The organism is Microbulbifer harenosus (assembly GCF_005771435.1).
Taxonomy (GTDB): domain Bacteria; phylum Pseudomonadota; class Gammaproteobacteria; order Pseudomonadales; family Cellvibrionaceae; genus Microbulbifer; species Microbulbifer harenosus.
The window spans coordinates 66,991-81,338 of record NZ_VANI01000011.1; the positions used below are offsets into that span (position 1 = coordinate 66,991).

The following is a 14,348-nucleotide window of genomic DNA, read 5'->3' on the forward strand; positions in this document are numbered from 1 at the left end:
GAAAACAGAACAGATCGAATGAACCTCATCGCAACCTCAGAGAAAAAAGTGGTGATCGGACTGGGCGCTACCGGGCAATCGGTGGTGCGCTTTCTGCTGAGCCGAGGTATTTCTCCGGTTGTGTTGGACAGCCGTGAGGCACCGCCGGCGCTGGAAGCTTTTCGCACGGAGTTTCCGGGCGTGGCGGTAGAGTGTGGCCCGTTGAAGCGGGAAACCCTGCTCGCGGCAAGTGAAATTATCGCCAGTCCGGGTATCGGCGTGGCAGAACCCGCGATCGCCGCGGCGGTTGCCGCCGGTATTCCGGTGGTGGGTGATATCGAACTGTTTGCACGTGAGCTGGCCAAGGTAGAGCCGACACCGAAAGTGATTGCCATCACTGGCTCCAATGGCAAGAGCACGGTGACCACCTTGATGGGGCTGATGGCCGAGGCCGCCGGCGTAAATGTAAAAGTGGGCGGCAATATTGGTGTACCAGTGCTGGAATTTCTGGCGCCTGGGGCCGAGCTGCCGGAGCTGTTTGTACTTGAGCTCTCCAGCTTTCAACTGGAAACCACTTATTCCCTGGCGCCGGAAGTGGCGACGATCCTGAATATCAGCGCGGACCACATGGACCGCTATCCAAATCTTGGCGCCTACCACCGTGCCAAACAGCGCGTGTATCGCCACGCGCGCCAGATGGTGATCAACCGCGCCGATCCGCTGACTCGCGGCCCGCTGTCCCGCGACAGCATAGAGTGGAGTTTCGGCCTGGATACACCGGATCTGAAGCAGTTTGGCGTGATTAGTGAAGGCGGTCAGCATTGGCTCACAAAGGGTCATGAAAAGCTGATGCCCGCGCGCGAAATGGCCATGGTGGGTAGCCACAACGTGGCCAATGCATTGGCGGCGCTGGCTCTTGGTCATGCGGTGGGGCTACCCATGGCGCCGATGCTCCAGGTGCTGCGCACTTTTGCCGGTCTTGCGCACCGTTGCGAGCGGGTGGCAGATCTGGATGGCATCACCTTTGTGAATGATTCCAAAGGTACCAATGTGGGCGCGACACGCGCGGCGCTGGATGGCCTTGCCGATGGCGAGCGCAAGATCGTATTGATTGCGGGGGGAGACGGCAAGGGCGCGGACTTTTCACCGCTGGCGCAAGCCGTGGGGGCCTTGCGTGGGCTGGTTACTATCGGTGTCGATGGCCCGAAGATCGCCGCGGTATTTGAGGGGCTGGTGTCGCAACAGGCCGCAGGCAACATGGGCGATGCCATTGCCAAAGCCAAAGCATTGGCCAGCGACGGCGATTACGTGCTGCTGTCGCCCGCCTGCGCGAGCTTTGACATGTTCCGCAACTTTGAACACCGCGGCGAAGTGTTCCGCGCGGAAGTCGGTGCATTAGTGCAATCTTCCGGCGGCGGAGGTGCGCATCATGAGTAACGCACCATTGAAGTTGGCCGCGAACGAGCCGATAGATGAATTTGCGTGGGTGTTGCCGTTCTGTGTGTTCGCGCTGGCGAGTATTGGTGTGGTAATGGTGGCGTCCGCGTCCATTGCGTTTGCCGCGGATGTGTACAGTGATCCCTGGTATTTCCTGAAGCGTCACCTGGTGTTTCTCGCCGCGGGTGCGTTTGGCGCGCTTCTGGTGAGCCGGATTTCCCTGGCGACCTGGTCCAACCTGTCGTGGACCTTGCTGTTCTTTGCTTTGGGCATGTTACTGGCGGTGCTGATTCCCGGAGTGGGGCGCTCGGTCAACGGCAGCATGCGCTGGATTGCACTGGGTCCGATTACTGTCCAGCCCGCAGAGATCGCCAAGTTTTGCTGTCTGGTGTTTTTTGCCAGTTTTCTCACCCGGCGCAATGAAAAACTGCGTCACTGGAGCAGTTTCATGATCCCCATTTCCGTACTGGGAGTGGTGGCCTTGCTGCTATTGCTGGAACCGGACTTCGGCTCCGTGGTGGTGATTTCCGGCACTGCGCTGGCGATGGTGTTTCTCGCCGGTGCGCGCCTGCCGCACACCTTTTTGCTGGTTGGTCTGGCGGCCTGCGGCCTGGTGATGATGGCGTTGATCAGCCCTTATCGACTGCAGCGTCTCACCACATTTCTCGACCCTTGGGGCGAGCAGTTTTCCGGCGGTTACCAGCTGACGCAATCGCTGATTGCTTTCGGCCGCGGCGAGTGGTTCGGCGTAGGGCTCGGGAACAGTGTGCAGAAATTGTTTTACCTGCCGGAGGCGCACACGGATTTCGTGTTCGCAATTCTGGCGGAAGAGTGGGGCATGCTTGGCGGCCTGGTGGTTATCGGCCTGTATGCCGCACTCACCTGGTCGCTGCTGCGACTGGTGCGCAAGGCGCTGGCGAAGCAGGCGTTTTTTACCGCGCTGCTGCTGTTTGGCATCGCGGTGCTATTGGCTGGGCAGGCATTTGTGAATATGGGGGTGGCCTCGGGACTTCTGCCCACCAAGGGGCTGACCCTGCCATTTGTCAGTTCCGGCGGTTCCAGCCTGGTGGTGTGCTTTGCATTATTTGCGCTCGCCTGGCGCGCGCAAAATGAATTGAACAGCGAGGTCGAGGCAGACGAAGACAGCCTCGGCAAAATCCGCCAGTTGCCGATCTTCAATCCTCTACAACTGGGCGATAGAAAAGGCGAGAGAAAAACCGGGGAGGCCGCGTGATGGAGCAGTCCGCCAACGCACAGCCCTTCGCGGGCAAGAAATTTCTGGTGATGGCCGGCGGCACCGGTGGTCATGTTTTCCCCGCGCTCGCGGTAGCGAAAGCACTGCAGGCGCAGGGCGCTTCGGTGGAATGGCTCGGCACCATGCGCGGTATCGAATCGCAATTGATTCCGGCGGCGGATATTCCGCTGCACTGCATTACCGTGGAAGGTGTACGCGGCAAAGGTTCCGCGGCACTGCTGAAGGCCCCTCTGCAGATCAGCCGCGCCATTTGGCAGGCCCGCAATGTGGTGAAAGTGGTAAAGCCCGATGCGGTGCTGGGGTTTGGTGGTTTTGCTACAGGTCCGGGCGGTGTAGCGGCACGGCTCGGCGGCATACCGCTGATTATTCACGAGCAGAATGCTGTGGCGGGCACTACCAACCGCCTGCTGGCCAAAATAGCCAGCCGCGTACTGGAAGCTTTCCCTAGTGGATTGCCGTCGGCGCAGCAGGTGGGCAATCCGGTGCGCGCGGAAATTTCCGCGCTTCCGGCGCCGGCGGAGCGGGTGGGCAAGCAGCAGCCGCTGCGGTTATTGGTGCTGGGTGGAAGTCTGGGCGCTGTTGCCATCAATGAGCTGGTGCCGCAGGCGCTGGCCAAAATGGATCTGTCCAAACGTCCATACGTTTTGCACCAGGCCGGTCAGCGCCATCTGGATGTAGCGAAAGAAGCGTACGAGCGCGCCGGTGTGGAAGCAGAAGTTGTGCCGTTTATTGCGGATATGGCGGCGGCCTACGGTCAGGCAGACTTGGTGATCTGTCGCTCCGGCGCACTGACGGTTTCGGAAATTGCAGCGGCCGGTGTGGGTGCCATTATGGTGCCTTTCCCTTTCGCCATCGACGATCACCAGACCAAAAATGGCGAGTGGTTACAACAGGCGGGTGCAGCAAAAGTGATTCAGCAGGACGCGCTGGACGCGGACCAGCTGGCAGCATTGCTGGAAGATTTGTTTGCCGCTCCGGAAAAATTATTGGCCATGGCAGAGGCCGCGCGCGGCGTCGCCCGGCCGGACGCCACCGACCGCGTGTTGGCGGTGTGTCGCGAACAGATGGGGTGTTGATATGTCTCGCGAAATTCAGAACCAAACCAGTGGCGGAAAGACGATGAGTGACCACGGCGACAGTAATTACCAGGTGCCGGCCATGCGCCGTATCCGCCGCATTCACTTTATCGGTGTAGGTGGTGCGGGCATGAGCGGCATCGCCGAAGTCTTGCAGAACCAGGGGTACGAGGTGTCAGGGTCGGACCTGCGCGAGAGCAAGGTCACCGAGCGTTTGCGCAGCCTGGGCGTCAAGGTGCAGATCGGCCATACCGCAGAGAACATTCGCGATGTGGATGTCGTGGTGAACTCTTCGGCGGTCTACGGCAATAACCCGGAACTGGTTGCGGCGCGGGAAAATCGTATTCCGGTGGTGCGCCGCGCGGAAATGCTGGGTGAACTGATGCGCTACCGCTATGGCATTGCGGTAGCGGGCACCCACGGCAAGACCACCACGACCAGCCTGATCGCCTCCATATTTGCCGCAGACGGCAAAGACCCGACGTTTGTTATCGGCGGGCTGGTGAACAGTGCCGGCGCCAATGCCGCGCTGGGAGAGGGCCGTTACCTGATCGCGGAGGCGGACGAGAGCGATGCTTCTTTCCTGCATCTGCAACCGATGGTCACGGTGGTGACGAATATTGATGCAGACCACATGGAAACCTATGGTGGTGATTTCGAGAAGGTAAAGCAGATCTTCATCGACTTTATTCACAACCTGCCGTTTTACGGCCTCGCGGTGGTGTGCGGTGACGATGCCAATGTGCAGTCAGTTATTCCGAAAATGGCGCGCCCGGTGACTACGTACGGTTTCGACGAAGGCAACGACTTCCGCATCAGCGATGTGCGTCAGGAGCCGCTGCGCAGTTTCTTCACTGTGCAGCGTCCCGATGGCAGCGCACTGGATGTTTGCGTCAACGTGCCCGGTATTCACAATGTGCTGAATGCCACTGCCGCCATCGCCGTGGCGAGCGAAGAAGGTATCAGCGATGCGGCCATCTGCGAGGGACTGAAAGGATTCCAGGGGGTTGGCCGCCGCTTCCAGATCTACGGTGAGTACCCGGTCAGCGATGACGCCGCCGCGGAAAAAGTCATGCTGGTGGACGACTACGGTCACCACCCGCGGGAAGTGGCCGCGACCATAAAAACCGTCCGCGACGGCTGGCCTGAGCGCCGTCTGGTCATGGTGTACCAGCCGCACCGCTACACGCGTACCCGCGATCTGTTTGAGGACTTCGTTCAGGTTCTTTCTCAGGTCGACAAACTGGTGTTGCTGGATGTATATAGCGCGGGCGAAGCAGTGATTCCCGGCGCAGACGGCCGCACACTGGCGCGCAGTATTCGCAACCGCGGCCAGATCGATCCGATTTTTGTGGAAAAAGTGGATGAGGTACCGCCGATTCTTGCGGACCTTCTGGAGCCTGGTGACATAGTACTGACTCAAGGTGCTGGCAACGTGGGTGGACTCGCGCAGCAACTGGCGGAATGGCAGCTGGGCGATAAAGCCGGCTCCGGGAAATAACGCAGTCGAAACAATATTGTGGCCAGAGAAAAACCGTCGCAACGACAGAAACAGGCAAAAGGTAAACCGGCACTGCGCGGCGCGCGGGCACGGCCTGACCCGAATGCGGAGCCTCCATTAAGACCGCTGCGCGTGGTACTGCTGGGGGTGTTTTTGCTGACGGTGGCGGCGGGTGTCGGCTACAGCGCACGCTGGCTTTGGCAGCAGGTGCCCGCCGCGGAACTCAGCCGGGTGGATGCGCTGGAAAATGTGCGGGTGAAGGCCCCGTTCCGCGCGGTAACCGAACAGGAAGTGGAAGATATATTGCTGCCGTATTTGCAGCGCGGTTTTTTTTCATTGGATATCGACGGCATGCGTGCAGCGCTGTTGAGTAATCCGTGGATCGTGAACGCGGCGGTGAGCCGGCGCTGGCCAAACGGTGTCGAGGTGGCGGTAGAGGAAGCCGAACCGCTGGCAATTTGGGGCGGAGATCAGTTGTTGATTGCGAGCGGCGAATTGCTGCCGCGACCTGAAAATTTAAAAAACCTGCGCTTGCCGGAGCTTGCCGGCGACGCGGAGCTGGTGGAACGCATTATGGCCCAGTACCAGGCGCTGGCCGGGCTTTTGACCACCAAGGATATGGAAGTGCGCCGCCTGTCATTCGACGATCTGTCGGGCTGGCAGCTGGAACTGGTAAGCGGTATTCGCTTGCAACTGGGGCACGACGAATTGCTGGAGCGGGTAGGCCGCTTCCTGCGTCTGACCCGCGGCGTACTGGCGCCGCATCTGCAGAAAGTGGCCGGGGTGGATACCCGTTACAACAATGCAGTTGCGGTGCAGTGGAAAGAAAAAGACAAAACAGAAAACTGACAACTGGGTGCCTCTAAAAATCGTAGCGAGCGGTTGGCTGGCGGTGGCCGCCGGAGCGGAGGCAGCGGAGTGTATAGCGCATACATGAGCATGCCGAGCACCGCCGGGCGCCGTCAGGCGAACGCGCAGTAGATTTTTAGATGTGCCCAATAAAACAGGTAGATAAAAAGGTGGGTTTTCCCCTGATCCGACATGGCATATGTGGATCGGAGTGACTGTCCAGCGAGGTTGAAAATTCAATGACACAAACAACGGAACCACGCATGGTCGTCGGTCTGGATATCGGTACATCCAAGGTCGTGGCGATTGTCGGTGAGGTGACCGGTAACGGCGAACTGAATATCGTCGGTATCGGCTCCCACCGCTCGACCGGTATGAAGCGGGGCGTGGTGGTGAATATCGAATCCACAGTGCAATCCATCCAGCGCGCGGTTGAGGAAGCGGAGCTGATGGCGGGATGCGAGATTCACTCTGTCTACGCCGGCATTGCCGGCAGCCATATCCGCAGTTTGAACAGCCACGGCATCGTGGCGATCAAGGACCGCGAAGTTACCCAGCAGGATCTGGATCGTGTAATAGACGCTGCGCGTGCGGTGGCTATTCCCGCGGATCAAAAGATCCTGCACACCCTGCCGCAGGAATACCTGATCGACAGTCAGGAAGGGGTGAAGGAGCCGTTGGGCATGTCTGGGGTGCGCCTGGAAGCCAAGGTGCATTTGGTCAGCGGTGCGGTCAATGCAGCGCAAAATATCGAGAAGTGCATTCGCCGCTGCGGTCTGGAAGTGGAAGACATCATCCTTGAGCAGCTGGCTTCGAGCTACGCGGTGTTGACGGATGATGAAAAAGAACTGGGTGTATGCATGGTGGACATCGGTGGTGGCACCACTGATATCGCGGTGTTTACCGGCGGCTCCATCCGCCACACCGGTGTTATCCCCATTGCCGGCGATCAGGTGACCAACGACATCGCCATGGCGTTGCGCACACCGACACCGCATGCGGAAGAACTGAAAATCAAGTATGCCTGTGCACTTGCCAAGCTGGCACGGGAAGGGGAAACCATCAAGGTGCCAAGCGTGGGCGACCGCGCACCGCGGGACCTGTCCCGCCAGGCGTTGGCGGAAGTGGTGGAACCCCGCTACGACGAGCTGTTCACATTGGTGCAGGCGGAATTGCGCCGCAGCGGTTTCGAAGACCTGTGTGCAGCGGGCATCGTGCTCACTGGCGGCTCATCGAAAATGGAAGGGGCTGTGGAACTGGCCGAGGAAATTTTTCATATGCCGGTGCGTCTCGCGGTACCCCAGGGCATTGCCGGTTTGACCGACATTGTCAGCAATCCGATTTATTCCACTGGCGTTGGTCTGCTGATGTATGCGCTGAAATCGGAAGAGAACAAACGCAGTCGCCCGCGCGGCGAAGTGCGCAATGAAAATCAGTGGTGGGACAAGGTGAAACACTGGTTCAGAGGCAATCTTTAACGCGATGCCTTTGGGCGGAAAATAATTACCGGGATCGATAATTAAATTTGGACATGAGCAAAAAAGGGGAACAGCAATGTTCGAACTCGTAGATAGCGTACAGGACAAGCCTGTCATCAAGGTGATCGGTGTGGGTGGCGGTGGCGGCAACGCCGTCAAGCACATGATCGCGTGCGATGTCGACGGTGTGGATTTTATCTGTGCTAACACCGACGCGCAGGCGCTGAAAGATGTGCAGGCGCACACCATTCTGCAACTGGGGAACACCATTACCCGCGGTCTGGGTGCCGGTGCCAACCCGGATGTGGGTCGCCAGTCCGCACTGGAAGATCGCGAGCGCATCGCCGAAGTGCTGACCGGTGCGGATATGGTTTTCATCACCGCCGGCATGGGCGGCGGCACCGGAACCGGCGGCGCTCCGATCGTGGCGGAAATTGCCAAGGATCTGGGCATCCTCACCGTTGCGGTGGTTACCCGTCCGTTCATGATCGAGGGCCGCAAACGCGCGACCGTGGCGGAAGAGGGCATCCTCGAGCTCCGCGACAAGGTGGACTCCCTGATCACCATTCCCAACGATCGCCTGCTGGAAGTACTCGGCAACAAGATCACCATGAAGGCCGCCTACAAGGAGGCGGACAATGTGCTGCTGGGCGCGGTCCAGGGGATCGCCGATCTGATGATCCGCCCGGGCATCATGAACGTGGACTTCGCCGATGTGCGCACCGTCATGTCCGAAATGGGGATGGCGATGATGGGTTCCGGCGCTGCCGTAGGTGAGAACCGCGCCCGCGAAGCGGCGGAGAAAGCGGTGCGCAGCCCGCTGCTGGACAACGTTAACCTGCAGGGCGCGCGCGGCATCCTGGTGAACATCATCACCGGTAGCGAGGAAGGCGGCTGTCAGGAGCTGACCCTGGGTGAATACTCAGAAGTTGGGCAGATTGTGCAGGAAATTGCCTCCGACGACGCCACCGTGGTGATCGGTACCGCAGTGGACGACAAGCTGGGCGACGAGATGCGCGTAACCGTGGTTGCCGCCGGTCTCGGCGAAGCGACCGCGCAGGTGGCTCGCCCCACCAAAGTGGTGGATAACACCAGCGCGCGCCGCGCGGAGACCCGCGAGACCATGCGTCCGGTAAGTAACGCGGAGCCAACCCGGGAAGTTCAGCAGGAGCTGCGCGCGAACCGTATGGACAGTGAGCGCAAGCCGCGTTCAATGCCGCCGCTGAACCCGGATCAGGACATGGAATACCTGGATATTCCCGCGTTTCTGCGCCGTCAGGCTGACTGATCCGCCCCGGGGAGTGGGGGCGGAACATCTGCTCATGTCTTCTCCCGGCCGCAAGGCCGGGTCTCCGCCCTCCTTTTCGGGTGCGGAACCGATCGCCCGGATAAACGGTTCCGCTGGGTCAGGAAGAAGTTATGCATGCAGGGAAGCTCAATGTTCAGGCGAAATTCAGGGGCGCCATGGAAAATACTCGGTGACTGGCAGGTTTTTTGGCAAAAGTTAACACTTGTTAACCTTCGGAAAACCGACAGACGCGTACAATAAATGACAGCTCAGCGCGCTGGTTTGGCGTTGCAGTCTTCGCGCTGGGCTATGCTTGTAAAATCAGAGGCGGATTCGCCTGGCCAGACCCCTGGATATGACTGAAGTTGTATCTGTGGTTTTGGCGGTAGTTTTCTGTTATTATTGCCGGCTCGCTGCGACCTGTGCGCAGTTTACCGACTTGGGAACCTGGATATAGATGATCAAACAGCGCACTCTCAAAAATGCCATTCGCGCCACTGGCGTTGGTCTGCACACCGGTAAAAAGGTTGTTCTGACTCTGAAGCCGGCGCCAGTCAATAGCGGCATCGTGTTCCGTCGGGTCGATCTGGATCCGGTAGTTGAGATTGAAGCGCGTGCTGAAAACGTGGGCGACACCCTGCTTTCCACCACGCTGGTGAAGGGCGACGTGCGCATCGCCACTGTTGAACATCTGTTGTCTGCGATGGCGGGGCTGGGTATCGACAATGCGATTGTCGAACTTTCTGCTCAGGAAGTACCGATCATGGACGGCAGTGCCGGTCCATTTGTTTTCCTTATCCAGTCTGCGGGTATTCAGGAGCAGGCCGCGCCAAAGAAATTCCTGCGGATCAAGAAGCCGGTTACCGTAGAAGAGGGGGACAAGGTTGCCAGCTTCCTGCCATTCAACGGCTTCAAGGTGTCTTTCACCATTGACTTCGACCACCCGGTGTTCCAGGGCCGCAATCTGACATCCTCCGTGGACTTTTCCAGCACCTCCTTCGTGAAGGAAGTGAGCCGCGCGCGCACCTTTGGCTTCATGCATGAAATCGAGTACCTGCGCTCCAAGGGTCTGGTCCAGGGTGGCAGTGTGGACAACGCGATCGTGATCGATCAGTACCGGATCCTCAACGAAGGCGGTCTGCGCTACGAAGACGAATTCGTAAAGCACAAGATTCTCGATGCCATCGGCGACCTGTACCTGCTGGGTACCAGTGTCATCGGTGAGTTCAAGGCGTTCAAATCCGGCCACGCGCTGAACAATAAGTCTCTGCGCACCCTGATGGCGCAGGAAGACGCCTGGGAAATGGTGACGTTTGAAGGCGAGCAGGAAGAGGCGCCAATCTCATACGTCAAACCGATCCTGGCGGTGTAAACAATCAGTAAAGCCGGCACCCAACTGCCGGCTTTTTTACACAATTATTTTTCGTACTTGCCGTGCAATGTGACCCTTGTGCGGAATTGTGCGTTTGTAAACTTTTTGTGTTGCCAATTGCTGTTACATTGGCGGCATCAGGCCAACAGGATGGCCAGGGGCGCAGCAGGACGCGACAGCCCGGCGCCGGATGGGGAGAACAGCCCGAATCCGGTGAGCAAGCAAGACAACAACAAAATGTCGCAGATCTAGCACGCCTGATATGAAAGTAATTCTGGTCAGTGAGCGCGGAGGAATCTCCCGCAGCTTCAATTTTGGTGGACTGAGCAAAGCCCTGCTCAGCCTCTGCCTGCTTGGTCTGCCCGTCGGCGCGCTGTGGATTGGCGTCAACTTGCCGGCGGCGGAGTCCGATGTCTTCGATTCCCGCGCAGTAAAAGCCTGGAACAAAGCCCTGCGCAAGCAACAGGAAGATATCAGCGAGGCCGACCGCCAGGCCCGCGAACAGCTCACTGCGCTGACCGTCAAACTGGCGGAAATGCAGGCGCGCCTTACCCGTCTCGATGCTCTCGGCGAGCGCCTCACCACTCTGGCCAAGATGGACGAAGGCGAGTTCCAGTTTGGCAGCACGCCTGCCGTGGGCGGTCCGGAAGATCCGGGTATTACCGGTGCCGGCGATCTGCCATACCAGCCTCCGGAATTCCTTGCGGCGATCGGCGAACTGTCGGATCAGATCGAAGACCGCCAGATGCAGCTCACCACCCTGGATACCCTGCTGTCGAACCGCCAGTTACAGGACGAGCAGTTTATTGCCGGTCGCCCCATTTCCCGCGGTTGGATGTCGTCCCGCTATGGCTATCGCACCGACCCGTTCAGTGGCCGCCGCTCCTGGCACAAGGGGGTGGATTTTGCCGGCAAGAGCGGCTCCGACGTCGTGTCCGTGGCCGCGGGTGTAGTGACTTGGGCGGAAGACCGCAACGGCTACGGCCAGCTGGTGGAAATCAACCACGGCAACGGCTACAAAACCCGCTATGGACACAACAGTGAACTCAAGGTGAAGTTGGGTGATGTGGTCAAGAAAGGCCAGGTTATCGCTCTGATGGGTTCCAGTGGCCGCTCCACTGGCCCGCATGTTCATTTCGAAGTCTACAAAAACAACCGCCCGGTAGACCCCGCCACCTATATCCGCCGCACCGGCAGATAACAACTATTCTCTATCATTGCGCGGCAGGAGGCTTGCAATCCTGCTTTGGCGCCCGCAGTTTCCTATACGGTTGCGGCGCCCGGCACCTTCCTGTTTACTTGCACCCTTTCACGCGGCCCCAAGCGCCGGGAGCGCGGGTACACTCAGCTTTAATGTGGTTTCTGAATAATGATTGGCAAACTGATAAAGACGGTCTTCGGCTCAAAAAATGACCGCGAACTCAAGCGCATGCGCAAGGCCGTGGCGAAAATCAATGCGCTGGAAGAGGAATACAAAGGGCTCGACGACGCCGCGCTGAAAGCCAAGACCGATGAATTCAGAGCGCGTCTGGAGAAAGGCGAAACACTGGATCAGCTGCTTCCGGAGGCATTTTCCGCCGTGCGCGAGGCCAGCGCCCGTACCCTGGGACTGCGTCACTTCGACGTGCAGATGATCGGTGGTATGACCCTGCACGAAGGTCGCATCGCAGAAATGCGCACCGGTGAGGGTAAAACTCTGGTGGCGACCCTGCCTGCTTACCTCAACGCGCTGGAAGGTAAGGGCGTGCACATTGTGACCGTGAATGACTACCTCGCCAGTCGCGACGCCAACTGGATGCGCCCTGTATACGAGTTCCTCGGCCTCACTGTGGGTATCGTGGTGTCCCAGCAACATCCACTGGAGAAGCGTGCGGCCTACGAGGCGGACATCACTTACGGTACCAATAATGAATTCGGCTTCGACTACCTGCGCGACAACATGGTGCTGCGCAAGGAAGACCGGGTTCAGCGCCCGCAGAATTTCGCCATCGTCGATGAGGTGGACTCCATCCTGATCGACGAGGCGCGCACACCGCTGATCATTTCCGGTCAGGCGGAGGATTCCTCACACCTGTACAGGGCCATGAACAAGCTGGTGCCGCAGTTGCAGCGCGCGGAGGAAGGTGGTGAAGGTCATTACACCGTGGATGAGAAGAGCCGCCAGGTGGAAATGACCGAAGACGGACACCAACTGGTCGAAGACCTGCTGGTGCGCAACGGCCTGCTGCGCGACGGTGAATCCCTGTATGCGCCGGGCAACCTGGGGCTTATGCACCACGTCAACGCCGCTCTGCGCGCCCATGTGCTGTTCAACAAGGATGTGGACTACATCGTGCAGAACGGTCAGGTGGTGCTGATCGACGAACACACCGGCCGTACCATGCCTGGCCGCCGCCTGTCCGAGGGCCTGCACCAGGCGCTGGAAGCGAAGGAAAACGTGCAGATCCAGAGCGAGAGCCAGACCCTGGCCTCCACTACCTTCCAGAACCTGTTCCGCTTCTATCCAAAACTCGCCGGTATGACCGGTACCGCGGATACCGAAGCTTTTGAATTCCGTCAGATCTACGGTCTCGACGTCGTAGTCATCCCCACCAATCGCGAAAAGCAGCGGCAGGACCTCAACGACCTGGTATACCTCACCAAGGAAGAAAAGCTCGAGGCCATTATTGAGGACATCAAATACTGCCGCGAGAAAAACGCCCCGATACTGGTAGGCACCGCGTCCATTGAAACCTCCGAGGAAATGTCGCGCCTGCTGCAGAAGGCCAAGATCGAACACCAGGTGCTGAACGCCAAATACCACGAGCGTGAGGCGCACATCATCGCCCAGGCTGGTCGCCCGGGGACTGTGACCATCGCCACTAACATGGCCGGTCGCGGCACCGACATCGTACTCGGCGGCAACTGGGAAGCGGATGTTGAAGACCTGCAACAACGCGAAGGCCGTGAAGCCAACGCCGAGGAAATCGCGGCGATCAAGGCCGAGTGGCAGAAGCGCCACGATACCGTCATTGAGGCCGGTGGCCTGCACATCATCGGCACCGAACGGCACGAGTCCCGTCGTATCGACAACCAGCTGCGCGGCCGCGCTGGCCGTCAGGGCGACCCGGGGATGACCCGTTTCTACTTGTCTCTGGAAGACAACCTGATGCGCATCTTCGCCTCCGACCGGGTGAAGAACTTCATGCAGATGCTGGGGATGGAGCGCGGCGAGGCCATTGAGCACCGCATGGTTTCCAACGCCATCGAGAAGGCGCAGCGCCGGGTGGAAGGCCGCAACTTCGACATCCGCAAGCAACTGCTGGAGTACGACGACGTCGCCAACGACCAGCGCCAGGTCATCTACTCTCAGCGCAACGAGCTGCTGGAAGCAGAAAGCATCAGCGATACCGTCACCGCCATCCGCGAGGATGTGGTAAACGACCTTATCTCCACCTATGTGCCGCCACAGAGTGTGGAGGAGCAATGGGACATCCCCGCGCTGGAGCAACAGCTGGCGTCGGAGCTGGGTCTGCAACTGCCGGTCAAGCAGTGGCTTGACGAAGACCGCACCCTGCACGAGGAAAGCCTGCGGGAAAAAATTGTTACAGAAGCACAACAGGCCTACCAACAGAAGCTTGCGCGCATTGCCGAAAGTACCGGTGACGCCAACCTGATGCCAACAATCGAGCGCCAGGTCATGTTGCAGGTGCTGGACCAGTTGTGGAAAGATCATCTCTCCAGCATGGATCACCTGCGCGCCGGTATCGGCCTGCGCGCCTATGCCAACAAGAACCCAAAACAGGAATTCAAGCGCGAATCCTTCCACCTGTTCCAGGGGCTGCTGGACAACCTCAAGCACGAAGTGGTGCGTGTGCTGGCTCACGTTGAGCCCATGACCCGCGAGCAGATGGAAGAAATGGAGCAGCGCCGCATCGAAGCCCAGCGCCGCCAGCAGCTGGAGCTGCAACACGCGCAGGCCTCTGCCATGCCGCAGGCGGAAGAGGCCACAGATGGCGAACCGGCCCGCCGCGGCCCGCGCGTCGGGCGCAACGACCCCTGCCCCTGTGGTTCCGGCAAAAAGTACAAGCAGTGCCACGGCAGGCTGACTTCTTCTGCTACCTGAAAACTACT

General features: G+C 59.3%; 10 protein-coding genes. All 10 read left to right on the plus strand.

Features of this window, described 5'->3' with window-relative positions:
- Nucleotides 1–18 precede the first annotated feature (18 nt).
- The 10 genes from murD (at nt 19) to secA (ending at nt 14,340) form a co-directional block, all read left to right on the plus strand.
- On the plus strand, nt 19–1,416 hold the full coding sequence (gene murD, locus FDY93_RS11160) for a UDP-N-acetylmuramoyl-L-alanine--D-glutamate ligase (RefSeq protein ID WP_138235829.1): 1,398 nt from the start codon (nt 19–21) through the stop codon (nt 1,414–1,416).
- The gene (gene ftsW / locus FDY93_RS11165; RefSeq protein ID WP_138235830.1) at nt 1,409–2,650 is read left to right on the plus strand and encodes a putative lipid II flippase FtsW; all 1,242 of its coding nucleotides are present in this window, start codon (nt 1,409–1,411) and stop codon (nt 2,648–2,650) included. Before murD ends, ftsW begins: the two co-directional genes overlap by 8 nt.
- Nucleotides 2,650–3,747: an undecaprenyldiphospho-muramoylpentapeptide beta-N-acetylglucosaminyltransferase gene (murG, locus tag FDY93_RS11170; protein WP_138235990.1), complete on the plus strand. Its 1,098-nt coding sequence runs from the start codon at nt 2,650–2,652 to the stop codon at nt 3,745–3,747. The genes ftsW and murG overlap by 1 nt, the downstream gene beginning before the upstream one ends.
- 43 nt (nt 3,748–3,790) lie before the next feature.
- Nucleotides 3,791–5,248 carry a UDP-N-acetylmuramate--L-alanine ligase gene (murC, locus tag FDY93_RS11175; RefSeq protein WP_138235831.1) on the plus strand — a complete coding sequence of 486 codons (1,458 nt, stop codon included), beginning with the start codon at nt 3,791–3,793 and terminating at the stop codon, nt 5,246–5,248.
- An 18-nt stretch (nt 5,249–5,266) separates the two neighbouring features.
- Nucleotides 5,267–6,097 (plus strand): cell division protein FtsQ/DivIB, encoded by an 831-nt coding sequence (locus FDY93_RS11180; protein WP_246068550.1) that lies wholly within the window; start codon nt 5,267–5,269, stop codon nt 6,095–6,097.
- Nucleotides 6,098–6,336: 239 nt separating this feature from the next.
- Nucleotides 6,337–7,575, plus strand: coding sequence for a cell division protein FtsA (gene ftsA / locus FDY93_RS11185; protein ID WP_138235833.1), 1,239 nt, complete (start codon nt 6,337–6,339; stop codon nt 7,573–7,575).
- A gap of 76 nt (nt 7,576–7,651) precedes the next feature.
- Nucleotides 7,652–8,863 (plus strand): cell division protein FtsZ, encoded by a 1,212-nt coding sequence (gene ftsZ, locus FDY93_RS11190; RefSeq protein ID WP_138235834.1) that lies wholly within the window; start codon nt 7,652–7,654, stop codon nt 8,861–8,863.
- Nucleotides 8,864–9,320: 457 nt separating this feature from the next.
- On the plus strand, nt 9,321–10,235 hold the full coding sequence (gene lpxC / locus FDY93_RS11195) for a UDP-3-O-acyl-N-acetylglucosamine deacetylase (protein WP_138235835.1): 915 nt from the start codon (nt 9,321–9,323) through the stop codon (nt 10,233–10,235).
- Nucleotides 10,236–10,497: 262 nt separating this feature from the next.
- A complete protein-coding gene (locus FDY93_RS11200) occupies nt 10,498–11,436 on the plus strand; it encodes a M23 family metallopeptidase (protein WP_138235836.1) in 939 nt (312 codons plus the stop codon).
- Nucleotides 11,437–11,604: 168 nt separating this feature from the next.
- The gene (gene secA, locus FDY93_RS11205) at nt 11,605–14,340 is read left to right on the plus strand and encodes a preprotein translocase subunit SecA (RefSeq protein ID WP_138235837.1); all 2,736 of its coding nucleotides are present in this window, start codon (nt 11,605–11,607) and stop codon (nt 14,338–14,340) included.
- Nucleotides 14,341–14,348: the final 8 nt, after the last annotated feature.